The organism is Exiguobacterium sp. SH3S1 (assembly GCF_004337105.1).
Taxonomy (GTDB): domain Bacteria; phylum Bacillota; class Bacilli; order Exiguobacteriales; family Exiguobacteriaceae; genus Exiguobacterium; species Exiguobacterium aurantiacum_A.
Genome location: NZ_SJUW01000001.1, coordinates 328,200 through 354,949, shown reverse-complemented (window position 1 = coordinate 354,949; position 26,750 = coordinate 328,200). Strand labels below are relative to the sequence as shown.

The 26,750-nt window shown below is 50.4% G+C and carries 25 protein-coding genes and 1 other annotated feature; of the genes, 21 read left to right on the top strand and 4 right to left on the bottom strand.

Translation table 11 applies throughout. The features are described 5' to 3' along the window. The first annotated feature begins 67 nt into the window (after window positions 1-67). The 9 genes from mltG (at window position 68) to EVJ26_RS01780 (ending at window position 9,600) form a co-directional block, all read left to right on the top strand. Complete coding sequence (mltG, locus tag EVJ26_RS01820) at window positions 68-1,207, top strand: endolytic transglycosylase MltG (protein WP_131457321.1); 1,140 nt, start codon at window positions 68-70, stop codon at window positions 1,205-1,207. 66 nt (window positions 1,208-1,273) lie between these two features. Beyond that, window positions 1,274-1,915 (top strand): O-methyltransferase, encoded by a 642-nt coding sequence (locus EVJ26_RS01815; protein ID WP_131457319.1) that lies wholly within the window; start codon window positions 1,274-1,276, stop codon window positions 1,913-1,915. 16 nt (window positions 1,916-1,931) lie between these two features. Further along, the gene (udk, locus tag EVJ26_RS01810) at window positions 1,932-2,570 is read left to right on the top strand and encodes a uridine kinase (protein ID WP_131457317.1); all 639 of its coding nucleotides are present in this window, start codon (window positions 1,932-1,934) and stop codon (window positions 2,568-2,570) included. A 63-nt stretch (window positions 2,571-2,633) separates the two neighbouring features. Further along, a complete protein-coding gene (gene greA / locus EVJ26_RS01805) occupies window positions 2,634-3,107 on the top strand; it encodes a transcription elongation factor GreA (protein WP_131457315.1) in 474 nt (157 codons plus the stop codon). Window positions 3,108-3,163: 56 nt separating this feature from the next. Next, window positions 3,164-3,868 carry a 5'-methylthioadenosine/S-adenosylhomocysteine nucleosidase gene (mtnN, locus tag EVJ26_RS01800; protein ID WP_070327645.1) on the top strand — a complete coding sequence of 235 codons (705 nt, stop codon included), beginning with the start codon at window positions 3,164-3,166 and terminating at the stop codon, window positions 3,866-3,868. A gap of 76 nt (window positions 3,869-3,944) precedes the next feature. Beyond that, a complete protein-coding gene (locus tag EVJ26_RS01795) occupies window positions 3,945-4,904 on the top strand; it encodes a beta-ketoacyl-ACP synthase III (RefSeq protein WP_131469633.1) in 960 nt (319 codons plus the stop codon). After that, complete coding sequence (gene fabF, locus EVJ26_RS01790; RefSeq protein ID WP_131457312.1) at window positions 4,901-6,133, top strand: beta-ketoacyl-ACP synthase II; 1,233 nt, start codon at window positions 4,901-4,903, stop codon at window positions 6,131-6,133. Before EVJ26_RS01795 ends, fabF begins: the two co-directional genes overlap by 4 nt. A 66-nt stretch (window positions 6,134-6,199) precedes the next feature. Further along, complete coding sequence (locus tag EVJ26_RS01785) at window positions 6,200-7,732, top strand: peptide ABC transporter substrate-binding protein (RefSeq protein ID WP_131457309.1); 1,533 nt, start codon at window positions 6,200-6,202, stop codon at window positions 7,730-7,732. 203 nt (window positions 7,733-7,935) lie between these two features. Next, complete coding sequence (locus tag EVJ26_RS01780; protein WP_131469632.1) at window positions 7,936-9,600, top strand: peptide ABC transporter substrate-binding protein; 1,665 nt, start codon at window positions 7,936-7,938, stop codon at window positions 9,598-9,600. A gap of 99 nt (window positions 9,601-9,699) precedes the next feature. On the opposite strand, the gene trpS is transcribed toward EVJ26_RS01780, so the two are convergent. Further along, window positions 9,700-10,701, bottom strand: coding sequence for a tryptophan--tRNA ligase (trpS, locus tag EVJ26_RS01775; protein WP_131469631.1), 1,002 nt, complete (start codon window positions 10,699-10,701; stop codon window positions 9,700-9,702). 47 nt (window positions 10,702-10,748) lie between these two features. After that, window positions 10,749-10,956 (bottom strand) — a binding site (T-box leader). 45 nt (window positions 10,957-11,001) lie between these two features. Further along, entirely contained in the window at window positions 11,002-11,379 is a 378-nt protein-coding gene (locus EVJ26_RS01770) for a DUF3899 domain-containing protein (RefSeq protein ID WP_131469630.1), read from the bottom strand. A 272-nt stretch (window positions 11,380-11,651) separates the two neighbouring features. Between EVJ26_RS01770 and EVJ26_RS01765 the strand changes: the two genes are divergently transcribed. The 5 genes from EVJ26_RS01765 (at window position 11,652) to EVJ26_RS01745 (ending at window position 17,570) form a co-directional block, all read left to right on the top strand. Beyond that, window positions 11,652-13,268, top strand: a complete 1,617-nt coding sequence (locus tag EVJ26_RS01765; protein WP_131457300.1) for a peptide ABC transporter substrate-binding protein — start codon at window positions 11,652-11,654, stop codon at window positions 13,266-13,268. Window positions 13,269-13,571: 303 nt separating this feature from the next. Beyond that, window positions 13,572-14,498, top strand: a complete 927-nt coding sequence (gene opp3b, locus EVJ26_RS01760) for an oligopeptide ABC transporter permease (RefSeq protein ID WP_131469629.1) — start codon at window positions 13,572-13,574, stop codon at window positions 14,496-14,498. Beyond that, a complete protein-coding gene (gene opp3C / locus EVJ26_RS01755) occupies window positions 14,498-15,523 on the top strand; it encodes an oligopeptide ABC transporter permease (protein ID WP_131457296.1) in 1,026 nt (341 codons plus the stop codon). The genes opp3b and opp3C overlap by 1 nt, the downstream gene beginning before the upstream one ends. Window positions 15,524-15,546: 23 nt before the next feature. Beyond that, the gene (locus tag EVJ26_RS01750; protein ID WP_071399491.1) at window positions 15,547-16,620 is read left to right on the top strand and encodes an ABC transporter ATP-binding protein; all 1,074 of its coding nucleotides are present in this window, start codon (window positions 15,547-15,549) and stop codon (window positions 16,618-16,620) included. After that, a complete protein-coding gene (locus EVJ26_RS01745; RefSeq protein ID WP_131457294.1) occupies window positions 16,620-17,570 on the top strand; it encodes an ABC transporter ATP-binding protein in 951 nt (316 codons plus the stop codon). Before EVJ26_RS01750 ends, EVJ26_RS01745 begins: the two co-directional genes overlap by 1 nt. Before the next feature lie 77 nt (window positions 17,571-17,647). Here EVJ26_RS01745 and EVJ26_RS01740 read toward each other — a convergent pair whose 3' ends face one another. After that, window positions 17,648-18,178: an HD domain-containing protein gene (locus EVJ26_RS01740; RefSeq protein WP_131457292.1), complete on the bottom strand. Its 531-nt coding sequence runs from the start codon at window positions 18,176-18,178 to the stop codon at window positions 17,648-17,650. 223 nt (window positions 18,179-18,401) lie between these two features. Here EVJ26_RS01740 and EVJ26_RS14430 point away from each other — a divergent pair, with 223 nt between their 5' ends. The 4 genes from EVJ26_RS14430 (at window position 18,402) to EVJ26_RS01725 (ending at window position 21,249) form a co-directional block, all read left to right on the top strand. Continuing rightward, a complete protein-coding gene (locus EVJ26_RS14430; RefSeq protein ID WP_167331259.1) occupies window positions 18,402-18,539 on the top strand; it encodes a hypothetical protein in 138 nt (45 codons plus the stop codon). Between the two features lie 175 nt (window positions 18,540-18,714). Next, on the top strand, window positions 18,715-19,113 hold the full coding sequence (spxA, locus tag EVJ26_RS01735) for a transcriptional regulator SpxA (protein ID WP_015881217.1): 399 nt from the start codon (window positions 18,715-18,717) through the stop codon (window positions 19,111-19,113). A 175-nt stretch (window positions 19,114-19,288) separates the two neighbouring features. Next, window positions 19,289-19,945: an adaptor protein MecA gene (gene mecA / locus EVJ26_RS01730; protein ID WP_131457290.1), complete on the top strand. Its 657-nt coding sequence runs from the start codon at window positions 19,289-19,291 to the stop codon at window positions 19,943-19,945. A gap of 68 nt (window positions 19,946-20,013) precedes the next feature. Continuing rightward, on the top strand, window positions 20,014-21,249 hold the full coding sequence (locus EVJ26_RS01725) for a DUF2254 domain-containing protein (protein ID WP_131457288.1): 1,236 nt from the start codon (window positions 20,014-20,016) through the stop codon (window positions 21,247-21,249). 63 nt (window positions 21,250-21,312) lie between these two features. On the opposite strand, the gene EVJ26_RS01720 is transcribed toward EVJ26_RS01725, so the two are convergent. Then, window positions 21,313-22,038: an SDR family NAD(P)-dependent oxidoreductase gene (locus EVJ26_RS01720; protein WP_131457286.1), complete on the bottom strand. Its 726-nt coding sequence runs from the start codon at window positions 22,036-22,038 to the stop codon at window positions 21,313-21,315. A gap of 82 nt (window positions 22,039-22,120) precedes the next feature. On the opposite strand from EVJ26_RS01720, the gene cls reads away from it, so the two are divergent. From cls to pepF, 3 genes are read left to right on the top strand one after another with little or no spacing between them, the layout of a single operon-like run. Beyond that, entirely contained in the window at window positions 22,121-23,632 is a 1,512-nt protein-coding gene (gene cls, locus EVJ26_RS01715; RefSeq protein ID WP_131457283.1) for a cardiolipin synthase, read from the top strand. Between the two features lie 12 nt (window positions 23,633-23,644). Further along, the gene (locus EVJ26_RS01710) at window positions 23,645-24,706 is read left to right on the top strand and encodes a competence protein CoiA (protein WP_131457281.1); all 1,062 of its coding nucleotides are present in this window, start codon (window positions 23,645-23,647) and stop codon (window positions 24,704-24,706) included. A gap of 17 nt (window positions 24,707-24,723) precedes the next feature. Then, window positions 24,724-26,526 (top strand): oligoendopeptidase F, encoded by a 1,803-nt coding sequence (pepF, locus tag EVJ26_RS01705; protein ID WP_131457279.1) that lies wholly within the window; start codon window positions 24,724-24,726, stop codon window positions 26,524-26,526. Window positions 26,527-26,750 lie beyond the last annotated feature (224 nt).

Below are 26,750 nucleotides of genomic sequence, written 5' to 3'. Positions count from 1 at the left end.
AGTGGACGGGCGGCTAGGGTGAACCCTCGTCGCCCATCTTCATACAGAAGAACAGGGGAGAACACGCATGAACCATCCATCGATGCCTGATGAGAAGCGTGCACGTAGCCGGATCGTTCGCCGCATCACGGTTATTATTCTTGCTGTCTTTCTTCTTGTCATCGCCACGGGCGCCGCTGTCTCGTATGCATTCGTAAAGCGGTCACTTGAGCCGATCGATCCCGCTTCGTCCGAAACAGTCGAAGTCGAGGTTCCGCTCGGTGCAGGCTCAGGTTATATTGGCGAACTGCTCGAAGAGAATGGACTTGTGAGGAGTAGCACGATTTTCCGTTTATACACACGGTTTAAAAATGAGTCATCGTTCCAAGCGGGGACGTATACGCTGTCTCCGTCACAGTCACTTGACGAGTTGATCGCCACGCTGAAGACGGGTAAAGTGATCGTCGTACCTGACATCAAACTCGTCATTCCAGAAGGATTCACAATCGATCAAGTCATCGCGCGGCTCGCCAACGTGGCTGAAATTCCGAAAGAAGAGATTTCGGCACAGCTGAGCGATCAGGAATATATCCGTTCACTCGTCGCCGAACACGAGATGTTGACCGAAGAAGTGTTAGCAGAAGGGATTTATCACCCGCTCGAAGGCTACTTGTTCCCGGCCACGTATGAGTTCGACAAAGGTGTCACGCTCACACAAATCATCGATGAGATGCTCAAGCCGACCGAACAGCTTTATCTCGAGTATGCTGATACTGTCGAGGCGTCAGGACGTACGTTCCACGAGACGCTCGCCCTCGCTTCCGTCATCGAAAAAGAAGCAGTATCGACAGAAGACCGTCAAGAGATTGCCGGCGTGTTTGAGAACCGGCTTGCAGACGGGATGAAGTTGCAATCCGACCCGACCGTTTGGTACGGAACGGGCGAGACGTCAATTTTCACGTCGTTCAATGATTTGCAAAACGATTCACTGTATAACACGTACCGTTACCCTGGGATCCCGATTGGTCCGATTGCCTCGGTCAGTCGTGACGCGTTCGTAGCGACGCTCAACCCGAACGATACAGACAACGTTTATTTCTACGCACGGCCGCCTCGCGAAGGTTTCCCGAGCGGAGAAGTTCTGTTTGAAGTGACATATGAGGCACATCAACAGAACGTCAACAAATATCGCCCCGAATGGGAAGCGTTCGAAGAAGCAAACAACTGATAGATATGCGACCGGAGGCCTTGGCTTCCGGTCGTTTGAATGAATAGAGAGTAAGAGGTGTAAGACGTGGAACATTCATCCTATGAAGGATACGTGGAGGACTTGATTTTAAACCGGTCACCGCTCTTAGCGGAGATGGAAGAGTTCGCGCGCGTTCATCACGTGCCGATCATGGACTTGACCGGCTCAGAGGTGTTATTATCGTTGCTCGCGATGCAACGGCCGCAGCGTATACTTGAAGTCGGGACGGCGATCGGATACAGTGCGATCCGCATGGCTGAGCTGTTGCCAGAGGCCGAGATCGTTACAATCGAACGCAACGCACGTCGTTACGAGGAAGCGCTCGGCTTTATCGGACGGTCGGGCGTCTCGGACCGGATCACCGTCATTCACGGCGATGCGGTCGAACTGATTGGATCGATTGAAGGATCGTTTGATGCGGTTTTCATCGATGCAGCCAAAGGCCAATATCAAAAATTCTTTGATGGGTATGGCGCTTTAGTACCAATTGGTGGTACTATTTACAGCGATAATTTGTTTTTGAGAGGAGACGTCCTGCTCGAAGACGTGTCAGTTCTTGACCGTCGGAGACGCCGGCTCGTCCGTCTCGTAAAACAGTTTACTGAGCAATTGATGGCACGGACCGATTATCACACCGCGATTTTGCCTCTCGGTGATGGCCTAGCAATCAGTCGTAAATTACGATGAGGAGGATTTAACTTTGATGCAACATAAACCCGTCATTATCGGCGTGGCCGGTGGGACTGGATCTGGAAAGACGACCGTCGCCCGTGCACTCGTGGATGCGTTCAAAGGACAATCGGTCGTCATGATCGAGCAAGACGCCTACTATAAAGATCAGTCAGAAATGACGATGGAAGAGCGGTATAAGACGAACTATGACCACCCGTTCGCATTCGACAACGATTTGTTGATTGAACAGATCAAGCAGTTGCAAAATCATCAAGCGATCGAGAAGCCGGTTTACGATTATGCCGCCCATACACGTTCGGACGAGACGATTTCGATCCAACCGGTCGACGTCGTCATCGTCGAAGGGATTTTAGCACTCGAGGACGACCGTCTTCGTGAGTTGATGGATATTAAAGTGTTCGTCGACACAGACGCCGACGTCCGGATTTTACGCCGGATGCAACGCGATCTTAACGAGCGGGGACGCTCGATTGATTCGGTCGTCGCCCAATATACGAACGTTGTCCGTCCGATGCACTTGCAATTTTGCGAGCCGACGAAGCGTTACGCAGACATCATCGTCCCTGAAGGCGGCGAGAATTTTGTCGCCATCGATCTGCTCGTGACGAAGATCCGCTGGGTGCTTACGGAACGCAATCGGGCCTACTAAAATAAATCGTTTTCAATTCTGATTTGCTGTAATATACTAGGAGACAATGAAGGAGTGACGGATATGGCTGAAAAGCAACATTACATGACGTTAGAAGGACAAGAAAAGATTGAACATGAATTGAATGAACTGAAGACGGTACGCCGTAAAGAAGTCGTTGAAAGCATTAAGATTGCCCGTGACTTCGGAGACTTGTCTGAGAACGCTGAGTACGATGCAGCGAAAGAAGAGCAGGCTATGGTCGAAGGACGTATCGCACAACTTGAAGAGATGCTTCGTAACGCCGTCATCATCAAAGGTGATGTCGCGGACAATTCAATGGTCGCAATCGGGAAGACGGTGACGTTCTTCATTCAAGCAGACAATGAAGACGAAACATATACAATCGTCGGTAGTGCCGAGGCTGACCCGTTCACAGGGAAAATCTCGAACGAATCACCGATCGCGAAAGCGCTTCTCGGTCGTACCGTCGGAGACATCGTGAACGTGCAAACACCTGGTGGCGACATGGTCGTCGAAATTAAAGAAATCAAATAATGACTAAAAGAGCGGCATCCAATTGGAGGTCGCTCTCTTTCTGAGGAGGCTATCACATGAAAATCGGAATCATCGGGGCGATGGAAGAAGAAGTGAACTTGCTTCGTAACGAATTGACAGAACGGACGGATACAGAGATTGCGAACTATCACTTCTATGAAGGATACCTTGGCAACGTCCAGGTCGTCATCTTAAAGTCAGGGATTGGAAAAGTGAACGCGGCCATCGGGACGACGCTCTTGCTCGACAAGTTCAAACCAGATGTCGTTATCAACACCGGTTCTGCCGGTGGCTTCAAGAAAGGGATGAAAGTCGGCGACGTCGTCGTCTCGACGGAAGTCCGCCACCACGATGTCGACGTGACAGCGTTCGGCTATGAGTACGGCCAAGTTCCGGGCATGCCTGCTGCCTATAAAGCGGACGCGCACTTGATGGACGTCTGTAAGGAAGTCATTGAGAGCTTGCACGATGTGAACGTCCACACCGGGCTGATCGTCACAGGTGACTCATTCATCAACGATTCAAAACGAGTCGCGGAAATTTTAGGACATTTTGATGGTGTCGCAGCCGTTGAAATGGAAGCGGCCCCGATCGCCCAGACGTGCCACCAGTTCGGAGTACCGTTCGTCGTCACACGTTCAATCTCAGACAGCGCCGACGAAGAGGCGAACTTGTCGTTCGATGAATTTTTAGAGACGGCATCGATCAACTCGGCGAAAATGGTCATGGCGGTCACGAAACGGCTCGGACAAAGTGAATAATTCGAGAGGGATGCGTTGACATCCCTTTTTCATTCCCTTATATTAGTACCAGATACTAAGAATAGGGGTTATAGCTATGAACATTGGAATCATCGGCATCGGTTCATTCCTTCCGGATAACCGGGTCACGAACGTCGATTTGGAAAAACGTATGGATACGAGCGACGAATGGATTCGGACCCGGACCGGGATCGAGGCGCGTCATTTGGCCGATGCGGACATGTCGGTAGCAGACATGGCGACTCGGGCCGTTAAACGGGCGCTTGCGAGCGCAGGGGTTGTGATCGAGGACATCGACGCGATCGTCTGCGCGACGGCGACGGCACCATCATTCCCGGCGACAGCTTGTCTCGTCCAAGCGAACTTAGGCGCGAAACGTGCCGTCGCATTTGACGTCAGCGCCGCCTGTAGCGGCTTCATCTTCGCGATGGATACGGCGAAGAGCTTGATGCAGTCGAAAGGCTTTAAACGTACACTCGTCATCGGAGCCGAAAAGATGGGTAATTTGATCGATTGGGACGACCGCTCGACTGCCGTCTTGTTCGGTGATGGCGCAGGTGCAGTCGTATTGGGGGAAGATGACGTCGCGGCAATCGATTCGATCGTTCTTGGGAGCGATGGTACGGGTGGGAAGTTCTTATATGAGAATGCAGATGGTAAAATCGTCATGAACGGGCGTGAAGTGTTCAAGTTTGCGGTCCGGAAAATGCCGGACATCGTGTTAGAGGCGCTTCATCAAGCCGGTAAAGACATTGCCGACATGGACGTCTTAGTCCCGCACCAAGCGAACCGCCGCATCATTGACGCGGCGATAGAGCGGTTAGGGCTCGCTGAAGACAAAGTAGTCGTCACGATTCAAGACCATGCGAACACATCGGCCGCCTCGATTCCGCTCGCGCTTGCTGAAGCGGTTAAAATTGGGAAGGTCACGGCCGGGCAAACGGTCGTCATTGCCGGCTTTGGTGCCGGGCTCACTTGGGGAGCGAGCTGTCTCACATGGAATAACGCTAAAATCACGGAGGAGATTTGTTCATGAAACGAGTAGTCATTACAGGGTTAGGTGTCGTATCACCGTTAGGCAATGATGTCACAGAAATGTGGGGTCGGCTATTGAACGGGGACAATGCGGTCGATACGTTGACGAAGATTGATATTAGCCAGTACCCGGCAAAAGTCGGCGCTGAAGTCAAAGAATGGAATATCGAGCATTTGGTTGAGCCAAAAGAAGCTCGGAAGATGGACTCGTTCATCCAATACTCAATTTTAGCAGCGGACGCCGCACATCGGGATAGCGGTCTAGATGTGACAGCGATGGCGGACAAAGTCGGGACGTGGATTGGGAGCGGCATCGGTGGCGTCGAGACGATCGATAAACAAGCGAGCATCTTGCATGAACGCGGACCGCGCCGGGTCAGCCCGTTCTTCATTCCGATGATGATCCCGAACATGGCGAGCGGCCAAGTCTCGATCTACCTTGGGGCGAAAGGACCGAGCAACTGCTCGGTGACGGCTTGTGCGTCGGGCACGAACTCGATCGGCGAAGCGTTCCGTGTCATTCAACGCGGTGATGCGCTCGCGATGTTCGCAGGCGGGGCCGAGGCACCAATCACACCGTTATCGTTTTCAGGGTTCTGTGCCAATAAGGCGCTATCGACGAACCCGGATCCGGCGACGGCCTGCCGTCCGTTCGATGCAAATCGTGACGGGTTCATCATGGGCGAAGGCGCAGGTGTCCTCGTTCTCGAAGAATATGAGCACGCTAAAGCGCGCGGTGCCAAAATGTATGCCGAAGTCGTCGGATACGGGATGAGTTCGGACGCCTACCATATCACGGCACCGTCACCTGAAGCTGAAGGTGGGTCGAAAGCGATGAGTGAAGCGATGCGTGACGCCGGAATCGCACCGGAAGACGTCCAGTACATTAACGCCCACGGGACGAGCACACCACTCAACGATATGTTAGAAACGAAAGCGATCCGCAACGTGTTCGGGGAATATGCTGATCAGCTCGCCGTCAATTCGTCGAAATCGATGATCGGGCATTTGCTCGGGGCTGCGGGCGGCGTCGAAGCGGTCATCACGGCGTTGTCGATTCATGAGGGCCAGATTCATCCGACGATCAACTGTAACGAACCGGCAGAAAACTGTGACCTTGATTATGTTAGAGAAGGAAAGCGGGAACTTGATATTCAGTACGCACTGAGCAATTCACTCGGCTTCGGGGGCCATAATGCGACACTCGCATTCGCAAAAGTGACAGACTGATTGTAGAAAAATAGGTCAAAAACGGGTAGGGTATAAGGGTTGGTCTAACAGAAAGGAGAATGCCGAATGAAACGTTTTATCATCGGTGCCGCCTTGTTGGGTTCAGTCCTTATTCTTTTTTTGATCATTTGGAACGGACAACGCGAGCAGGCACGTGAACTAGTACCGCAAGAAGAACAAGTCGTGACGATCCACGGGGAGACGTTACCGGAGCAGCCGAACACGTTACTCGCCATCGACCCGAGTTCCCAGACGATATTGTCTCATGTCTATGAGGGATTGTATCGCTTCGGGGCGGACGGAGAAATCGAGCCAGGTCTCGTCGAGAGCTTGACCCGGTCAGAGGACGGTGCGACGTACACATTCTCGCTAAAGCCGAGTCAGACGGTGGGCGGCAAGGCGGTAACCGCCGAGACGTTCGTCGACCATTTTAGAAAACTCGCGGACGACGATACGAACTCACCGTTTAGTTTTTTACTTGAAGATGTTAAAAATGGAAAAGCAATCAGTCTCGGAACAGCCGAGCCGGAGACGCTCGGTGTCAAGGCGGTCGATGCGCAGACACTCGAATTGACGCTCGAACGACCGATGGAAGGGTTCGAGGAGATTTTGGCAATGCCGGCGTTTCTTCCACAAACAGCCATCGGGGCTTGGCCAGAACTCGATGCGAACGGACCGTTTCAAATCGAATCGATTGACGCAGCCCAAGTGACACTGACGAAAAACGAATCTTACCATGACTCGGGTAACGTTACGCTCGAGCGCATCATCATTTGGGCGGACGCCGCGCTCGGGACGGAAGCGACGGGCATTCACCCGGTTCCTTATGGGACGGATGAAAGTGTGTTCGATTCACTTGAAAGTGAAGTGATTGACGTGCCTCGGAGCGGTGTCTTCTATTTGAAATCGAACGTCGATGAGTATCCGTTCGATGACCCTGACTTCCGCCGGTCGCTCGCGATTGCGCTCGATCGAGAGGCGTTCACCGATGCACTCGCCCGCGCCGAACAAACGACGGACCGCTTGCTCGTCACAGACGAGAGTGCGCAAGACGTCTCGTTTGAAGAAGATGCGTCTAGTTTGTTCGAGTCGGTCAAAGAGCGCTACGAAGAAGAAACGATTGACATCGAATTACTCAGCTTTGTCGATGAAGAAGCGAGACAAATCGCCGAGACGATTGAAACCGAACTTGAAAAACTTCCGGGGCTGTCTGTTTCCATCACGGAACTGCCGCTCGGTGACAAAGTTAGGAAAGAAGTCGCAGGTGACTATGCGCTGTCGCTGTCTGGTTGGCAACCGGATTATCCGGCGTACAGTGCTTATTTGACTCAATTTGAAACAGGAAATTATTTGAATTCGAGTGGTTATAAAGACGAGACGTTCGATCGGTTGATGGAGGAGGCACGCTCGACTGAGGTACTCGAGGCGCGGAACGAAGCGTATCGTCAAGCCGAAAAACGCTTGTTGGAAGAGGCAGTCGTTATTCCAATCTACCAAGCTGGAAGAACTTACGCGGTCGATTCCACCTATGCGGAAATTGGATTTCCGGTCATCGGTCCTTCGTACGTCCTAACTTTTTCAAAAGTTTATAAAAAATGAGCTAAAAGCCCGTCTCCCTAGGCGGGCTTTTAGCCTATGATAAAAATTTTTTAGAAAAATCAAAATAAATACTTTGCAAAATTATCAGAATATTGTATTATTGCATCAACGGGATTGTGGTAGCAAATTTTGTAAAGTTAACTTTCAGAATTTTCTACCATCGTTCATTTCGTTAAAACGAAAAAAATCAGGGGGTCATCGTATTGAATAAGAAAAAAGGTTTTGCATTAGCAACGTCGGTAACGCTTCTATCTAGCGCGTTCCTAGCAGCTTGCTCGGGTGGGGAAGAAGAAACAACGACAACAAACGGAGATGGAGGTTCAGAAGGTAGTGCAGATGAAGCGCAAGTCCTCAACTTGCTCGACAGTGCAGACATTCCTTCACTTAACCCAACTCTCGCGACTGACGCAGTATCGTTCAACGTCTTGAACAACGTTAACGAAGGTCTCTACCGTATGGACGAAGAAGACAACCCAACACCAGGGATGGCTGAATCACACGAAGTTTCTGAAGACGGTAAAACGTACACGTTCAAAATCCGTGAAGGCGCAACTTGGTCTAACGGTGAGCCTGTAACGGCAAACGACTTCGAATACGCTTGGAAAGAAGTACTTAATCCGGACAACGGATCACAATATGCTTACGTCATGTCTGTCATCGAAGGCGCTGAAGCTTACAACACTGGCGAAGGCGAGCGTGACGCGGTCGGCGTTACAGCAACTGACGATCAGACACTTGAAGTTAAATTGACAGCACCAGCTGATTACTTCCTTGGTCTCACAAGCTTCGGCGTATTTATGCCTAAACTTGAAGCGTTCGACGCGGAACAAGGCGAGAACTTCGGTACGTCTGCAGAGACGACGCTCTACAACGGACCGTTCAAACTCGAAAGCTGGGAGCGCGAGCAAGGCTGGAAAATGGTCAAAAACGACGACTATTGGGATGCTGAAGCCGTCAAACTTGACGAAATCGACGTTAAAGTCGTTAAAGAAGTTTCAACAGGCGTCAACTTGTACGAAAACGGCGACGTTGACCGTACTGGTTTGACTTCTGAACTCGTTGCTCAATACCAAGACAGCGAAGATTTCTCGACTGTCGTTGAGCCGACACTCTTCTACCTCCAGTTCAACACTGAAGTTGAAGCGTTCGACAACCAAAACATCCGTAACGCGATCGATGCGGCCTACGATAAAGCAGCAATCTCTGAAACGCTCCTCGCGAACGGTTCAGTACCTGCGAACTATCTCGTACCGAAAGACTTCGTAACAGGTCCAGACGGTGCAGACTTCCGTGAAGCGAACGGCGACATCGGCGGCTACGACGTTGATAAAGCGAAAGAACTTTGGGAAAAAGGGCTTGAAGAGCTCGGGACAGATTCTGTCGAAATCGAACTCCTCAACTACGACTCAGAGTCTGCGAAGCAAATCGGTGAGTTCATCAAAGGTGAACTTGAGAAGAACCTTCCAGGCATGACGCTTACGATCAAGCAACAACCGTTCAACAACAAACTTGACCTCGAGAACAAAGGTGACTTTGAGCTTACATTCGCAGGCTGGGGACCTGACTACCAGGATCCAATGACGTTCGTTGACCTCTTCGTTACTGACGGACCATACAACCGTGGTAAGTGGTCGAACGATGAATTCGACGCACTCATCGAATCTGCGAAATCGAACACAGATGCTGAAGCACGTTGGAAAGAACTTCAAGATGCAGAGAAAATCGTTCTTGAAGAGAACGCGATCTCGCCAGTTTACCAACGCGGATCAGCTCGTCTCACGAAGCCATACGTTAAAGGAATCGTTGAACACGGATTCGGCGCTGACTACTCGTACAAGTGGGCATTCATCGAAGGCAAAGAGCAATAAGCAACATTCACCAGAAAGAGACAGGGACGCCTGTTTCTTTCTTTTTTTTGTGTTCTTCCATAAAGAAGCCGCCCAACGCATGCGTTGGGCGGCTCTGTCTTATTTTTTCACTTTGGCACGTTTCCGGCTTAAGCCCATCGCTTTCTCGATCTTGGCGAGGTTTTTGTTCGCGACCGCTTCGGCTTTCTCGCGTCCCGAGTCAAGGATCGCATCGAGCTCTGACGAGTCGACGAGTTCGTGATAGCGCGCTTGAATCGGTTCGAGCATGGCGACGACCGCTTCGGCGACGTCTTGCTTGAACGTTCCGTAGTTCGAGTCTTCGTATTGAGTCACGAGATCTGTTATCGAAGTACCCGTCGATAACGAGTAAATCTCGAGCAAGTTCGAGATGCCCGGCTTATTCTCCCGGTCGAAGCTGATGACGCCGCTCGAGTCCGTGACGGCGCTCTTGATTTTTTTACGGATGACGTTCGGTTCGTCAAGCATCGAGATGAAGCCTTTGACGTTCGCGTCCGACTTCGACATCTTCTTCTCGGGGTTCGTCAAACTCATGATCCGAGCCCCTTCTTTTTGAATGAGCGGCTCAGGAATCTTGAACGTCTCATAATAGCGTTTGTTGAACCGTTCGGCCAAGTCGCGCGTCAGTTCGATATGTTGTTTTTGATCGTCACCGACCGGCACGAGCTCTGTCCCGTAAAGTAGAATGTCCGCCGCCATGAGTGTCGGATAGATGAACAGCCCGGCACCGACGTTATCGCTGCCTTGCGATTTGTCTTTGTACTGCGTCATCCGACCGAGTTCGCCCATCCCGGCGATACACGTCAACATCCATCCGAGTTGAGCGTGCGCTTTTACTTCTGACTGGACGAAGATCGTTGCCTTCTCAGGATCAAGTCCACAAGCGAGATAGAGCGCCGCCAGCTTGCGGGTGTTGTCCATCAGTTCGACGCGGTCGAGTTGGACCGTGATCGAGTGAAGATCGACGATACAATAGTACGCGTCATGTTCTTCTTGAAGATCGACGAATTGTTTCATCGCCCCTAAGTAGTTACCGAGCGTCACGACGCCGGTCGGTTTAATGCCTGAAAATATCGTTGCCATGCCTACACCTCCATAAAATATAAAAAACCGCAGTTCTCCGCCCGAAAAATCGGGACGAATAACCGCGGTGCCACCCAAATTTGCATGAAGTCATGCCACTTGATCGCGTTAACGGGCGTAACCGTCTCACCGTACTACCATTCAGGTGAGCCACTCTGAAGTCCATTCGCTTGAACGCTCTCCGTCTACTCGCAGCAACGTAGACTCTCTGGGGGAGAGGGGGTTCGAGGTACTTGTCTTCTTCCTCGTGTTTCTTATATTCTGCATTTAGTTTAGCATATTGGCGGAAAAACAAAAAGGTCAAACGAGGGTGATGACGTATGACAGGATCACACTGCCAATCCCGACGTATACCCAACGCCAAGCCGACTGTTTACGGACGGAACGTTCTTCTTTCATCTCGTCGTCGTCTTTTTCGTCTTCCTCATAATCGGAATCAATTTCCTTTAGTTTGGCGCGGCGGTTCCGCCTAAACCCATACATAATCCCGTCGAACAATCCTGAAGCGCTCATCTGTGAGAACATCCCGAACGCGAAGGCGATCATGCCGGCGACGAACAAGCCACCGCTCAAATGAAACGCGAACGATTCCGCGCGGTAATACGATACGTACGACCAAACCGTATAGGCAATTGTGACAATTCCCCAAACGATTAATATACTTCTAAAATTTTTCAATGTGACAAACTCCTTTCAACGTGACGACGTCAAATTGTCACGTTTGCTTATGGTTCTATGATACGCGTAGTCCCGCTATTATGGCGAGAAGGAAGTTTTTAAGATGATAGCGGTTTATTCCACAGTTGACAGTTTGATTAAAAATTTTTTACAATAGCCCTAACGTTCTTTCGTCGGATACTTTATGTAATATTCAGAAAATTAAAGAAAAAGAGTAAGATGTTAGTCCGACGGAATGCTAAGCTTCACGAGATTAGAAAGGGGACATCGCAATGAAGAAAAAATCGATTTTGCTAATGATGACACTCATCTTAGCGCTCGGTTCAGTGCTCGCCGCTTGCTCGACTGGCGGAGACTCTGACGGCGGTTCGTCTTCGAACGGAGAGAAAGTACTTCGTTTGACGGACACGTCTGACATTACTACAGCCGACCCGGCGCTCGCAACGGACGCAGTCGCGTTCAACTTGATCGCCAACACAATGGAAGGCCTTTACCGTCTTGATCAAGAAGGGCAAGCCGTTCCAGCCATCGCCGAAGGAGAACCGGAATTGAACGAAGACGAGACCGTCTACACGTTCACGCTTCGTGACGCCGAATGGTCGAATGGTGAGCCGGTTACAGCGAACGACTTCGTTTACGCTTGGCAACGTGCCGTGGACCCAGAAACTGGTTCACAGTATGCGTATATCATGAACACGGTAAAAAATGCCGAAGCCATCAACACGGGTGACCTTCCTAAAGAAGAACTCGGCGTGAAAGCAATCGATGAGAAAACGCTAGAAGTTACACTCGAGCGTCCGGACCCATCGTTCGTCTCACTCACATCGTTCGGTACGTTCACACCGATCAATGAAGCATTCGCAACTGAGCAAGGAGCGGACTTCGCAACAAACACAGAGAACCTTCTCTACAACGGTCCGTTCGTATGGTCAGAGTGGGACCGTGAACAAGGTTATGTCTTGACGAAAAACGATGCGTACTGGGATGCTGACAACGTCGCCCTCAACAAAGTCGACGTTCGCGTCGTCAAAGATACGTCAACGGTCGTCAACTTGTATGAAGCAGGCGATGTTGATTACGCAGGCCTCGCGTCTGAGCAAGTCGCTGCTTTCCAAGAAGACGAAGACTACAACACAGGACTTCGTTCAGCGGTCGGTTACTTCAAGTTCAATCATGAAGATGAAGTATTCGCTGATGTGAACGCACGTAAAGCAATCGCTCGTGCCGTTGACCCAGCCGGTATTGTCGACCAACTGTTGAACAACGGTTCGATTGCAACGACTTCGTTCATCCCGAAAGAATTCATCAAGTATGAAGACGGAACGGATTACACAGAAGGCGTACAACACTTCGAGACGAACACTGATGAAGCAGCAACGCTTTGGGAAGAAGCAACTGGCGGCGAAGCGATCACAATCGAATTGCTTTCATTCGACAGTGAAGTTTCAAAACAAATCTCAGAGTATATGAAAGGCCAAATCGAATCGAACTTGCCGAACGTGACGGTTAACATCTCGCAACAACCGTTCAACAACAAGCTCGAACGCGAAGCGAACGGGGACTACCAGATGTCATTCGCCCTTTGGGGACCTGACTATCAAGACCCGCTCACAAACCTTGGCATCTTCACGTCAGACAACGGTCAAAATGACATCAAGTACAAGTCGGCAGCATATGACAAGTTGATTGATGAAGCTTCGGCTGAAACAGAGATCGATGCCCGTTACGACAAATTCAAAGAAGCGGAAACGCTCTTGATCGAACAAGACCAAGCGATCATGCCGATCTATCAGGCCGGTGTCGCTTACTTGATCCGTCCGAACATCGAGAACTTCAACCGTCAACTTTTCGGTGCTGATTACCAGTACAAATACGTTGATATCAACTAAATAGGCGAGGGGACATGCGCAAGCATGTCCCCACTTTTCTAAAAAAAAAAAGCGAATTGAGAGAAAATACTATTCAAATGTTTTGTTGGTAAAGTATAATGGAGTAACAGTGAAAATTCAGAATACTTCAGAAACTGAGAGTTTTTTGATTTTCATATGCTGTGCTAAGAGCCTTGAGATGACGTTTGACCTATTCTTTCAGAAAATTCCTTTCATTTTGTGAATTCAAGAAAAGGGAAATATGTCATAGTGACGCTGTTGGTGCAAGCATAGACACAATTAGAAAAACAGGGGGTTTTTATTATGGGACGTTATATTCTTCAGCGGCTGGTTTACGGCCTCATCACGTTCTTCTTGATTGCGACGTTCACATTTTTCCTGATGGACCTGCTTCCAGGTTCGCCGTATCAGAACCAGGAAAAATTGACGGACACGCAAATTCAGATCTTGAACGATCGTTACGGACTCAATGATCCGCTTCCAGTTCGTTACGCGACTTACTTAGGGAACCTTGTCCAAGGCGACCTCGGCGTATCGTTCCGTACGGCCAACCGGCCAGTGACGGAGTTGATCATGGAACGAATCGGACCATCGGCCCAGTTAGGTATTCAGGCATTAGTGCTTGGTACGCTGACAGGACTATTGCTCGGGATCGTTGCAGCGATTCGCCATAACACGTACATCGATTATGGTTCAATGTTCGTGTCGGTAATCGGGATCTCTGTCCCGTCGTTCGTCTTTGCGGCCCTGCTTCAATACTACGTTGGGGTAAAATGGGGCGTATTGCCTGTCGCGTTCTGGGACTCGCCGGCACATACGATCCTTCCGACCATCTCGTTGTCGCTCGGGGTCACCGCGTCGATCGCCCGTTTCGTACGGACCGAGATGCTAGAAGTGACCGGACAAGACTATGTCACGCTCGCGAAAGCGAAAGGATTAACCGGGAATGCAATCGTGTGGAAACATATGGTGCGTAACGCCATGATTCCAGCGATCACAATCCTTGGACCGATGACGGCTGCGCTACTCACAGGTACGTTCGTTATCGAGAAAATCTTTGCCGTTCCGGGACTTGGTGAATTGTTCGTAACGTCGATTACGTTGAATGACTATTCGGTCATCATGGGCACGACGCTCTTCTTCTCGGCTCTGTTCATTCTAATTATTTTACTTGTTGACTTGCTCTACGGAGTCGTTGACCCACGTATTCGTCTTGGGGGGGATAACTGATGATTGAAAATAAAAAAGATTTCGAGCAGTTCGACCAAGACATGTTCCAACGTGTCGAGATGAACGAACAGCTCGGTGAACGAATTGCTGGGAAAAGTTTGAACTTCTGGCAAGATGCATGGCTTCGTCTCAAGAAAAACAAAGCGGCCATCGTCTCGCTGTCGATCATTTTGATTTTAGTGTTGCTCGCGTTGTTCGGTCCGATGCTTTCAGCTCGTGACGCCTATGAACAAAATATCTCACAAGCGAAACTACCGCCTAAAGTCACAGGACTTGAGTGGGCCGGATTTGACGGCATGGCCAACCTCGGTGGGCGTGACATCAACTTCTATGAACAAAAAAACGTCGAAGAGAATTTCTGGTTTGGTACTGATTACCTCGGGCGTGATCTTTGGTCGCGTGTTTGGGAAGGGACTCGTATCTCGCTCTTCATCGGTTTGATGGCCGCAATCATCGATACGGTCATCGGTGTCGCTTACGGCGGCGTCTCGGCTTACTTCGGTGGCCGCATTGACAACATCATGCAACGGATCGTCGAGATTTTGACTGGTGTTCCTAACTTGATCTTGATCATCTTGTTCATCTTGATCTTTGACCCAGGTGTCTTCACCATTATCTTGGCGATGGCCATCACCGGCTGGATCGGGATGAGTCGACTCGTCCGCGGTCAAATTTTGAAACTGAAAAACCAAGAGTTTGTATTGGCTGCCCGTACGCTCGGTGCGTCAAGTAACCGTTTGATTTTCAAACACTTGATCCCGAACACGCTCGGTGCGATCATCATCACACTCATGTTCACGATTCCATCTGCCATCTTCTTCGAGGCGTTCCTCAGCTTCATCGGGATCGGACTTCAACCGCCACAAGCGTCACTTGGTACGTTGATCAACGACGGATACAAAGAGCTACGGACGTTCCCGTACTTGCTCGTCATCCCGTCAATCATCATCGTCTTGCTCATGGTCAGCTTCAACTTGCTCGCCGATGGCTTGCGTGATGCGTTCGACCCGAAAATGCGTAAATAATTTAAACAGAGGGGGACTCGTGCATGGAAACGATTTTATCTGTCCGAGACTTAGCAGTCTCGTTCCATACGTATGCCGGAACGGTACAAGCCGTCCGCAACGTATCGTTTGATTTGAAAAAAGGCGAGACACTCGCAATCGTTGGTGAATCGGGTTCTGGTAAATCCGTCACATCGAAAGCGATCATGCGTCTCATTCCGAACCCGCCAGGTGAGATCACGAACGGAGAAATTTTGTTCGAAGGAAAAGACTTGGCGAAGTTGTCAGAAAAAGAAATGTTGAAAATCCGCGGCCGCGACATCGCGATGATCTTCCAAGATCCGATGACGTCACTCAACCCGACGATGACAATCTTCAAACAGATTGCCGAAGGATTGAAGCAACACCAGGGATTGACAGGTGAAGATGCGAAGAAGCGTACGCTCGAATTGCTCACGCTCGTTGGGATCCCGAACCCAGAGGCACGTCTTAAACAATATCCGCACCAACTTTCAGGCGGGATGCGCCAACGGATCGTCATCGCGATCGCGCTCGCATGTAACCCGAAAGTGTTGATTGCCGATGAGCCGACGACAGCACTCGACGTGACGATCCAAGCTCAGATTTTAGAATTGTTGAAAGACATTCAGCAAAAAACGGGTACGGCTATCATCTTCATCACGCACGACCTCGGTGTCGTCGCGAACATGGCTGACCGTGTCGCCGTCATGTACGCCGGTAAAATCGTCGAAAGAGGAACGGTTGATGAAATCTTCTATGAGCCGCGTCACCCGTACGCTTGGGGACTGCTCGGATCGATGCCGCGTCCGACCGACGATCCGAACGAAGCGCTCCCGGCCATCCCAGGCACTCCGCCTAACTTGCTTGACCCGCCGAAAGGCGACGCGTTCGCACCGCGTAATCCGTATGCGATGAAGATTGATTTCGAGAAAGAACCACCGATGTTCCAAATTAGCGATACACACTATGCAGCGAGCTGGCTCTTACATCCACAAGCACCGCAAGTGACGCCGCCGCGAGCGATTCGTGAGCTCGCGCTCAAGTATCGTCCTGACAGCGCGTTCGCAAAATCGATTTTGAAAGGTGGTGCTGAATAATGGAACGTGAGAAATTACTAGAAGTACGAGACCTGAAGCAGCACTTTAACATTGGTCGAGGCCGCGTCGTTAAAGCGGTCGACGGCATCTCGTTCGATATTTACAAAGGTGAAGTGCTCGGCCTCGTTGGAGAGTCGGGTTGCGGTAAATCGACGACAGGCCGTACGATCATCGGCCTTTACGATGCAACAGACGGGGATGTTCTTTTCAAAGGTGAGAACGTCCACGGGAAAAAGAATAAGGCTGAGAAGTTGAAATTCAACCGGGCTATGCAGATGATCTTCCAAGATCCGTATGCGTCGCTCAACCCGAGGATGACGGTCGCTGACATCATCGCCGAAGGCATCGATATCCACAGCCTTGCCAAGACGAATGAAGAACGGATGAACCGTGTATACGACCTCCTCGAGACGGTCGGCCTCACGAAAGAGCACGCGAGCCGTTATCCACACGAATTCTCAGGCGGACAGCGTCAGCGGATCGGGATTGCCCGGGCACTCGCTGTTGAACCGGAGTTCATCATCGCCGACGAGCCGATCTCGGCACTCGACGTGTCGATCCAAGCTCAAGTCGTCAACTTGATGAAAGAGTTGCAACGGGACCGCGATCTCACGTACTTGTTCATCGCCCATGATTTGTCGATGGTCAAGTATATCTCAGACCGGATCGGCGTTATGTACCAAGGTCATCTCGTCGAGCTTGCATCGGCAGAGCGCCTGTACGAGAACCCGATTCACGCCTATACGAAATCGCTCTTGTCTGCGATCCCGCTTCCGGACCCAGAACACGAACGGACACGTAAGCGGATCGTCTACGAGTCTGGCTCACTTGGTGCTGTCGGACGATCGGATGAAGATTCGAGTATCCCTGCGCTTCGTGAAGTCGAACCAGGTCACTATGTTTCGCTCACAGACGCAGAATATGAGGCGTATAAAGCCCAGCTCGTCTAATACGAAAAGCCCCGAATCCAATTGGATTCGGGGCTTTTTTGCTCAAACGCTTAACACCGTGGGAGACCCGGACGGTGTTAAGCGTTTGAGATGCGCGGCAAGTTCGAGAGACGCTCGACGACGGCATCGATGGAGCGGACGCGAGCAAGCGCATCTTCAATCTCCATTGTTTCATAATGGTGAAGGCCGCCCGGTTGTTCGACGAACGTGTCGGCATCATGGACGAGTTGTTGGAGCGGGGTCCGTTGGATGCGGCTAGGCGGAAGGTAAGAATCCGTATGAAGCAGGATCATGACGGAAATTTCCTTGGCCCGAGCCGGGTCTTCTCCGAGCCGGATCAACAGTTTATGCGCGCGTTCCGCGCCTTTGATGGCGTGGATATCGTTTTGACGATACAAGTCATAGTTCCACTTGCCTTCGGTGTACCATTCGTAATGACCGATGTCGTGGAGCAGTGCAGCCTTCGTTGCTAGATCGGTGTCGAGTCCTCGTCGTGTCGCCAATTCGAGAGCGCGTTCACAGACGTCGACGGCATGTTTTAATCCAGATCGTGTCAAGTATTTCTGGGTGACGTGATGCTGCATGATCGTTTCTAACGTGATTCTCATTCGTGCTCTCCTCCTTGGTGATTTCAAAGATTATTTCTATTAACTATACGGGAATGGATAAGTAAATGCAAATTTGGAACGTGTGAAATCATGATTTTTTACGAGATTGTTCAACATTTTTCAATAGGATGTGCTATAATTTAACTATAGATTAGTGCAACTTTAAGATTTTCAGATACAGTAATGGTTGGTTTTTCCTTTCGTCCATGGGGGGTGAGAGACCATGAAAGAGCGTGACAAAGTACTGCAACAGAAAAAGAAACTGTTAAAAGAAGTGCTCAAGAAGAAATTGAAAGACTTGCAAGTGAAGCCAGGGAAAGAAACGGTGTCACAACCGGTTTCTCGGATTCCAGCTTCGTAGAACGGTCGATCAAGGTCGCATTCTTCTGAATGCGTCCTCTTTTCTTCCCCGGATGAGAAAGAATATCATTGAAGTTTCAGTAAATAAGAATTATTATAATTACGTGAACGAGATTTTGGGTATACAAGAAGAGTCACGAAAAAATGGACGAACATTTGATCAGGGAGGAACGAACATGGTCACACTTTATACGTCTCCGAGCTGTACATCGTGCCGAAAAGCACGGGCTTGGCTCGAAGAGCATGATATCCCATTTACAGAACGAAACATATTCTCAGAACCACTCTCACTCAATGAGATTAAACAGATTTTACGCATGACAGAAGACGGCACAGATGAGATCATCTCAACCCGCTCAAAAGTTTTCTCGAAAATTGATGTATCGGTCGACGCACTTTCGCTTCAGCAGTTGTACGATTTGATTCAAGAATATCCGGGCCTCCTTCGCCGTCCGATTTTGATTGATGAAAAACGCCTTCAAGTCGGATATAACGAAGATGAGATTCGTCGGTTCTTGCCTCGTAAAGTTCGTACGTTCCAACTTCAAGAAGCGCAACGACTCGTCAACGAGTGAGGAAGCATACTGTCCAAGCAGTGTGCTTTTTATTATCTCGTTTTTCCGATAAAATAGTGATACACACCCCATCATCAATAGATTGACAGGTGAAAAAAAGGGTACTATGATAACAAGACAATTTCCCCTCTCCTCCTTAAGAAGTAGGAGTGAGGTCAGAAGGGAGTGGACAATCGTGAAAATTGAGCGCATCAATGACAATACCGTCAAGTTTTTCATCACTTATGTCGATATCGAGAAACGCGGATTCGCCCGGGATGAAATTTGGTACAACCGAGAACGTGGTGAGCAGCTGTTCTGGCAGATGATGGACGAAGCGCACGAACGGGAAGATATCTCGTTCGATGGTCCACTATGGATACAAGTACAAGCGTTTGAAAAAGGGCTTGAAGTGACTGTCACGATCGCCAAAAATGTGATCGACACAGAAGACGACGCAGAACTCGGCTCGCTCTTGCGCAACGCAATCGACGAAGCGCGTGATCAACAGTCTGTCCTTGACCAGTTGAGTGAACTCGATGAAGTCGAAACTGAACCGGAGGCGTGGGCTCCGTTAGCCATGGATACGGATGACTTTGAGGCCATTATCGCTCTGAGCAAACGGGCCGGTGATACGTTGGATAACGTCACCCTCAAGTTATTCCATTATGAAAACCGTTACTACTTGTGGATTGACTTCCCGGACGAGATGGAGCCGGAAGAAGAAGAGAACGTCCTCAGTCTTTTAGCCGAATATTTGTCGTTCAGTACGCAAACCCTCGCTATGCTCGAGGAGTACGGTAAACCAATTCTCGACGGCGACGTGTTCTCGAAAGTACGCCACTATTTTTAAACTCGAATCGCCTGTTCAAACGGACAGGCGACTTTTTTACTAATTGATACATATGAAGAGGTGACTTGATGTTCAAGCGTTTACAATTGATGTTGTCAGACAGTACGTGGTTCGTCCCGTTTTTGTATGGGACAGGCGGTATCGTATTAACGTTTCTGACGCAATACTTCGGTAGCTTTTTCCGCGAACTGTTGCCAAAAATCATTTATTTGGATCAGGATTCAGCCGCTTCCGTCCTTTCGTCGTCGTTCACGAGTCTCATGACGATGATGACGTTCAGTTTCTCGACGATTTTAGTCGTGCTGACGACGTATTCATCTCAATTCTCGCCCCGTACAATCAATAACTTTTTAACGAACTCGGCTTCGAAACATACGCTCGGTATTTTCATCATGACGACTGTATACGGGATCACGAATTTATTTCTCATTCGGACATCGGAAGAGGACGCCGTCCTCGCCTCAGGTGTCAGCGTCGTATTAGTCGTCAGTTCGATCTGGGCGTTCGTCAAGTTCATTCAGACGATTAGCGTCTCGATTCAAGCTGAACGCCTGTTATCGTCCTTACATCGAGAAGCATTATCCGTCATCGTAAAACAGAAGCAAGCGGTCGAAGACGGAAAGGTGAGCATCGTGCTGAAACGATCGGTCCATACGTTCGAAACAGGGCAAGCGGTGTACGCCTCGCGGACCGGCTATGTTCAATTGTTCTCGAGCGAGAAACAAGAAGATCACGACATCAGTTTCGAATCGGTCGTCGCGGTCGGCGACTTTGTGGCGGAAGGAGATATTCTCGGATATTGGCTAGGGGATGACGCTCTCGACAAAGATGTGTTTCAAATCGGCGAGGTCCGTTCATCGATCCAAGACCCGGCGTTCGTCATTGAAAAATTGAGTGAGATCGCCCTTAAAGGAGTATCACCGGGGATTAACGACCCGAACACGGCGATTCATGCGATTCACTATATCGGGGATATCTTACGGGAATTGAGCGAACTTCCGGAAGGGGATTTCGTCTTCTCAAACGGTAAGAGTGATTGGCACATCAAACGGAAAGCGATGGAAGCGACGTTATTCGAGGCGCTCGCGCCGATCAAAACGTACGCGAGCCATGACATTTTCGTGATGGCGTCGATTTTCGAGGCGATCCGGATCGGACGCCTGCGCGCTCATCCAACGCATCACGACACGTTTGAAGAATTCGTCGATTACATTGAAGACGTGCTCGCATGGGATGATTTGCATCCGCGCGAAAAGGCGTTCTTGACGACCCAGATGATGCAAGCGAGGAAAATCAAGGCATAATATATAGCTGTTCGCACAAAAGCGAAAGGGGCCGTCTAATTCGTAGACGACCCCTTTTCGCGTTCAAGACAGGCTGTAACCACCATCGATGGTGATGGCTTGGCCGTTAATATAGCTCGACGCATCACTTAGCAAGAACGTGACGACCGGTGCGACTTCTTCCGGTGAAGCGGCGTTCCCGCGGAAATGGTGGCTCATCGCGTCTTTGAATTTTGCCTCGCCGCCGTACAGCTTATGGCTGAGCGGCGTATCGACTGGTCCGAAGCAGACGGCGTTGAAACGAATCTTTCCTTTCATCCGGTGGGCGAACGTCTTCGTCAAGGCGATGACGGCCGCTTTCGAAGCGGCGTATGGACCAAGCATCGGCGGGAATTTGACGTGTCCGACGATCGCTGCGTTGTTGACCACGCTAGAACCGGTCGCGAGGAGCGGGATTGCGCGTTGAATGAGGCGGTTTGTCGCCAACACGTTCAGTTCGAACACTTCGTCAAAAGCAGAGGCTGGCAACCGTTCAGGCGTACCGGGGCGACCGAACGTCGCGGCGTTATTGAATAATCCGTGCAGGACGACTTGATCGGCTGCGAGGCGGTCCATGAGTGCCTCGACCTCGTCAGCTTGAGATAAATCACATTTCAGGAACGTGATGGTGTTATCCGATTCGAGTTCTAGTGCCGCACCTCTCGTCTCATCACGTCCGACGCCTAAGACGTCGTGTCCTTCTTCTGCCAACCGTAAGGAGACCGCACGACCGATGCCGCTCGTCGCCCCCGTTACTAGAAAAGTTCCCATATTTTCTCCACTCCCTCAAAAAGATATCGTTCCGATGTATAATTAATAATAATACATGACAGAAACGGGGTCAGTTTATAATATGTTGCGACGCATACAAGTACTATTATCCCTTCTTTTGCTCGCAGGGCTCATTGCCGTATTATCTTATTACTGGAGCTCGCAAGTGATTGGGCTGTTCTCGATCCTCGTCTTTCTGACGACGTTTAGCATCCTGCTCGTCATCTTGCTCGAGAACCGTAATCCGCAACGAACGCTCATCTGGGCAATCGTCATGCTCGGATTTCCGGTCGTCGGTTTATTCGCATACTTCGTCTTCGGTCAAAACTATCGGCGGAGACGCATGTTCAATGAGAAGGCGATGTTGGATGAAGAAACGTATCTCGCTTATCGGCAAAAAGCGATGACACTCTCGCCATCGCTCGTGTTTCCGCACGATGATTACGAGAAGTTGCTCCACTTAACGTCTTCATTGAATCAATTACCCGTCTCGTCGAATACGTATACACAAATCCTCACAAACGGAAAAGAAAAGTTTTCGAAACTATTGCCAGCCTTGAACGGGGCGACGCGTCACATTCACCTCGAGTACTACATTTTCCGGGAAGATCGTATTTCTCGGGAAATTCAACGGATTTTGATCGAAAAAGCGCGGTCTGGGGTCGAGGTCCGGTTTTTGTATGATGCGGTCGGGTCGATTCATACGAGCAGTTCTTTTTTCGAAGAGATGCGACAAGCTGGTGTCCACGTGCAGGCGTTCTTTCCCGTCGTCTTACCGCTCGTCTCGAGTAAAACGAATTATCGGAACCACCGGAAGATTGTCGTCATCGACGGGACAGAAGCGTTCACGGGCGGTTTGAACGTCGGGGACGAGTATTTAGGAGAGCATACGAAGTTCGGATTTTGGCGTGACACGCATCTATACGTCAGAGGGGAAGGGGTATCGGAACTGCAGCTGATTTTCCTGCAAGACTGGTACTATATGACGGGTGAGCGCTTGTTCACACCGTTCTACCTAGAGCCGCTCGAGACGGTGCGGAGCGCGAGCGGCGGTGTTCAAATCGTCGCCAGCGGACCGGACGAGCCGTACGAGACGATGAAGTCGATTTATTTCGCGCTCATCAACGCCGCAAAAAAATCGGTATACATCTCGTCACCGTACTTAATTCCTGACGAGGATATTATGAGTGCGTTGAAGACGGCTTCTTTGTCGGGGATCGATGTCCGCATCGTCTTACCGAGCTTCCCGGACCATAAAATCGTCTTCTATGCGAGCCGATCTTATTATGAGGATTTGCTCAGCGCTGGCGTTAAGATTTATTTGTACGAGGAAGGATTCATGCACTCGAAAGTCATCGTCATCGATGACGGTCTAGCGACGATCGGGACGGCGAACATGGACTTCCGTAGTTTTCATCTCAATTTTGAAGTGAACGCACTGCTGTACAACACGAACTCGGTTCATCAGCTCAAGCAAGACATCTACAAAGATTTTGAAGGGTCTCACGAGTTGGAGTTGGGCGCGTTCGCAGAACGATCTTATTTCATCAAACTCGTTGAATCTTTGGCACGAATGTTTTCACCATTATTATGAGGGGGAAGCGGGATGCGGTTCGCAATCGATCAGACAGGGGAGTACGTGGATGCCCATACGTTGAGTCGGAGGCAAATCGAACCGGCTGCCCCTTTTTCATGTCCGCAGTGCGGAGAACGGGTCATTGTAAAACGAGGAGCGAAACGGAGGCTCCATTTTTCTCACGTTCAAACGTGTGGGAGCGGAGAGTCGGCTGGTCACCGAACCGATAAATGGGGCGTCAGACAATGGCTGCAGGCGGGCGGATATGATGTCGAGCAAGAAGTGGACCTTAACGGGAGACGGGCTGACTTAATCGCGACAAAAGCCGGGGCGTCGTTCGTCGTCGAAATACAGTCCTCACCGCTAGCAGTCGATTCTTACGTAGAACGGACGAGACACTATGAGCGAAACGGTCTTGCCGTCATCTGGATCGCGAGCGGATTACGTCTTGAACCGGTGCCGTCCTTCTCACCGTGGATGAGGTGTGAGATCGCGCGGCGGTGTACGCTGATCGTTCCGGTCAAGAACGCGTTGTACCGGTTCGTCGGGTGTCCGATCTCGCTCAGACGGGCACAAGGCACGTGGGTGCCGGCGACATCTTTTGACGTCTCGCCGTTTGAGCCGTTTTATCGATTTGATGCGCACCGATGGATTCAACTTGTGCGGCGTAAGCGTATGACGCCGCCTTATCCGACGCCGCTCTTCAGACGGCTGATCTTGAATCGTCTCTATCCGCTCGGCATGTTACCGTCGCTATTGCCGACGGTCTGTTATTTGCCGCTCCCGGCGCTGTGGGGTGTTCATGTTCATCCGTTCGAATTTCAAACGGTCTTGTATTTAAATCGACGGGAAGCTCCTGAGGATTCGCTCGCTTGGAGCATCGAGAAGACATGCCGCCAGTTCAACGCGACCCCGACAAGCGACTTTGTTTCTTCGTTTCAGTTACAATGGAGACAACTCTTGAACGTATTCGGCTTGTCAGAGTATGTCATCGACTGGCAAGTCCCGGTCACGCTCGAAGCAGCACTTCGTGACGATATTCGTTTGTTTCAAGGGTTTCAGCGATTCATGGCGAAATCGTATATAAACTGAGAAAAGGAAGTGGACATATGTCAGAAGTACTAACACGACAACAAGTACCCGTCGAGGAGACGTGGAACTTAGAAACCATCTATGCAGACGACAAAGCGTGGGAGCAAGACTTTGAGACACTCAAAGCCCGAATCCCTGAACTCGTTGAATTCAAAGGGAAACTCGGGGAATCGGCCGAGACACTTTACGCGGCGCTGCAGCTCCGTGACGAGATCTCGCGTCAACTGCATAAGCTGTATACATACGCCCATATGCGCTATGACGAAGATACGGCCAACAGCCATTATCAGGCGCTGAACGACCGTGCCGGGTCACTCGCCGCTCAAATTTCGGCTCAACTCGCCTTCATGACACCAGAACTGCTCGCCATCGATGAAAGTGAGATCACGGCGTTCATGGACGGCCACGAAGGGTTGACCGTCTACCGTCATGCGTTCGATGAGTTGGCGCAAGAGCGGCCCCACGTCTTGACGGAAGCGGAAGAAGCGATCCTCGCCCAAGCCGGCGACGTGCTCGGACAATCGAGCTCGACGTTCGGCATGCTCAACAACGCCGATTTGAAATTTCCTAAAGTGAAGAATGAGCAAGGAGAAGAAGTCGAACTGACACACGGACGTTACATTACGTTTTTAGAGTCGGCAGACCGCAGCGTGCGTGAGACGGCTTTCAAAGCGATGTATGGGACGTACAAACAATACTTGAACACGTTCGCGTCAACTCTGTCTGGAAGCGTGAAGAAGGACAACTTTTATGCGACGGTTCGCAAGTTTGAGAGCGCGCGTCAATCGGCACTCCACAACAACTCGATTCCTGAATCGGTATACGATGGACTCGTTGAAGCGGTGAATGAACGGCTCGATCTGTTGCACCGTTATGTCGCGCTTCGTAAACGAGCGCTCGGTGTAGACGAAGTGCATATGTATGACCTATACACGCCACTCGTCAAAGACGTCGAGATGAAAGTGCCTTATGAAGAAGCGAAAGAGCTCATGGTCCAAGGTCTGGCTCCACTCGGGGACGAGTACGTCCAAATCGTCAAAGACGGTCTCGATTCACGTTGGGTCGACGTCCGGGAGACACGCGGCAAACGTAGCGGTGCCTATTCGTCTGGCGCGTACGACACGCAACCGTTCATCTTGATGAACTGGCAAGACAACGTGAACAACTTGTTCACGCTTGCCCACGAGTTCGGTCATTCGGTACACAGTCACTACACGCGTGCCACGCAACCGTACCCGTATGGGGACTATTCGATTTTCGTGGCAGAAGTCGCCTCGACGACGAATGAGGCGCTCTTGAACGACTATTTGTTGAAGACACGGACGGACAAAGCCGAGCGCCTTTACTTGCTCAACAATCAACTCGAGACGTTCCGGGGGACGCTGTTCCGTCAGACGATGTTCGCTGAGTTCGAACATAAGATCCATCAAGCGGCCCAAGATGGCATCTCGCTCACACCAGAATACTTGAACGAGACGTATCTTGAGTTGAACAAGCGTTACTTCGGCGACGACATCGTCATCGACGAAGAGATCGCGTTCGAGTGGGCCCGTATCCCGCACTTCTACTACAACTACTATGTATATCAGTATGCGACAGGAATTTCGGCGTCAGCGGCGTTGTCGCAACAAATCATGGACGAAGGCGAGCCTGCCGTTAAACGTTATATCGATAAGTTCTTAAAAGCCGGATCGAGTGATTACCCGATCGAGGTGTTGAAGGCAGCCGGTGTCGACATGACGACGAAAGCACCTGTGTTAGCAGCGCTCGATCAGTTTGAATCCGTCCTCGATGAAATGGAATCACTCCTGTTTTCGTAAGCGTGCACGTGCGTGAACATTATGTGACAATATGAACAAAGTGCTTGTCAACAGGCGAGCCTATGGTTATATTATAAGTGTGAAATCAATCACAAACCCCTTTATTGACCGTAAACTTTCTCCCGTCTTGACACCTTCCCCGGGTGTTAAGATCGGCGTCTCTTGTCCCCGCTTGAGACGTCAAAAACCCACGGCTCCCCGGCCGTGGGTTTCTTTTTGTATCC

Excerpts from the sequence above, each read along its gene's own strand:
- fabF (WP_131457312.1), top strand. The coding sequence starts at position 4,901 with ATGAAACGAGTAGTCATTACAGGGTTAGGTGTCGTATCACCGTTAGGC.
- mtnN (WP_070327645.1), top strand. The coding sequence starts at position 3,164 with ATGAAAATCGGAATCATCGGGGCGATGGAAGAAGAAGTGAACTTGCTT.
- EVJ26_RS01720 (WP_131457286.1), bottom strand. The coding sequence starts at position 22,038 with ATGGGAACTTTTCTAGTAACGGGGGCGACGAGCGGCATCGGTCGTGCG.
- EVJ26_RS14430 (WP_167331259.1), top strand. The coding sequence starts at position 18,402 with ATGAAAGAGCGTGACAAAGTACTGCAACAGAAAAAGAAACTGTTAAAA.
- EVJ26_RS01740 (WP_131457292.1), bottom strand. The coding sequence starts at position 18,178 with ATGAGAATCACGTTAGAAACGATCATGCAGCATCACGTCACCCAGAAA.
- greA (WP_131457315.1), top strand. The coding sequence starts at position 2,634 with ATGGCTGAAAAGCAACATTACATGACGTTAGAAGGACAAGAAAAGATT.
- pepF (WP_131457279.1), top strand. The coding sequence starts at position 24,724 with ATGTCAGAAGTACTAACACGACAACAAGTACCCGTCGAGGAGACGTGG.
- EVJ26_RS01745 (WP_131457294.1), top strand. The coding sequence starts at position 16,620 with ATGGAACGTGAGAAATTACTAGAAGTACGAGACCTGAAGCAGCACTTT.
- EVJ26_RS01750 (WP_071399491.1), top strand. The coding sequence starts at position 15,547 with ATGGAAACGATTTTATCTGTCCGAGACTTAGCAGTCTCGTTCCATACG.
- EVJ26_RS01765 (WP_131457300.1), top strand. The coding sequence starts at position 11,652 with ATGAAGAAAAAATCGATTTTGCTAATGATGACACTCATCTTAGCGCTC.
- EVJ26_RS01725 (WP_131457288.1), top strand. The coding sequence starts at position 20,014 with ATGTTCAAGCGTTTACAATTGATGTTGTCAGACAGTACGTGGTTCGTC.
- spxA (WP_015881217.1), top strand. The coding sequence starts at position 18,715 with ATGGTCACACTTTATACGTCTCCGAGCTGTACATCGTGCCGAAAAGCA.
- mltG (WP_131457321.1), top strand. The coding sequence starts at position 68 with ATGAACCATCCATCGATGCCTGATGAGAAGCGTGCACGTAGCCGGATC.
- cls (WP_131457283.1), top strand. The coding sequence starts at position 22,121 with ATGTTGCGACGCATACAAGTACTATTATCCCTTCTTTTGCTCGCAGGG.
- trpS (WP_131469631.1), bottom strand. The coding sequence starts at position 10,701 with ATGGCAACGATATTTTCAGGCATTAAACCGACCGGCGTCGTGACGCTC.
- EVJ26_RS01795 (WP_131469633.1), top strand. The coding sequence starts at position 3,945 with ATGAACATTGGAATCATCGGCATCGGTTCATTCCTTCCGGATAACCGG.
- opp3C (WP_131457296.1), top strand. The coding sequence starts at position 14,498 with ATGATTGAAAATAAAAAAGATTTCGAGCAGTTCGACCAAGACATGTTC.
- EVJ26_RS01710 (WP_131457281.1), top strand. The coding sequence starts at position 23,645 with ATGCGGTTCGCAATCGATCAGACAGGGGAGTACGTGGATGCCCATACG.
- opp3b (WP_131469629.1), top strand. The coding sequence starts at position 13,572 with ATGGGACGTTATATTCTTCAGCGGCTGGTTTACGGCCTCATCACGTTC.
- udk (WP_131457317.1), top strand. The coding sequence starts at position 1,932 with ATGCAACATAAACCCGTCATTATCGGCGTGGCCGGTGGGACTGGATCT.
- EVJ26_RS01785 (WP_131457309.1), top strand. The coding sequence starts at position 6,200 with ATGAAACGTTTTATCATCGGTGCCGCCTTGTTGGGTTCAGTCCTTATT.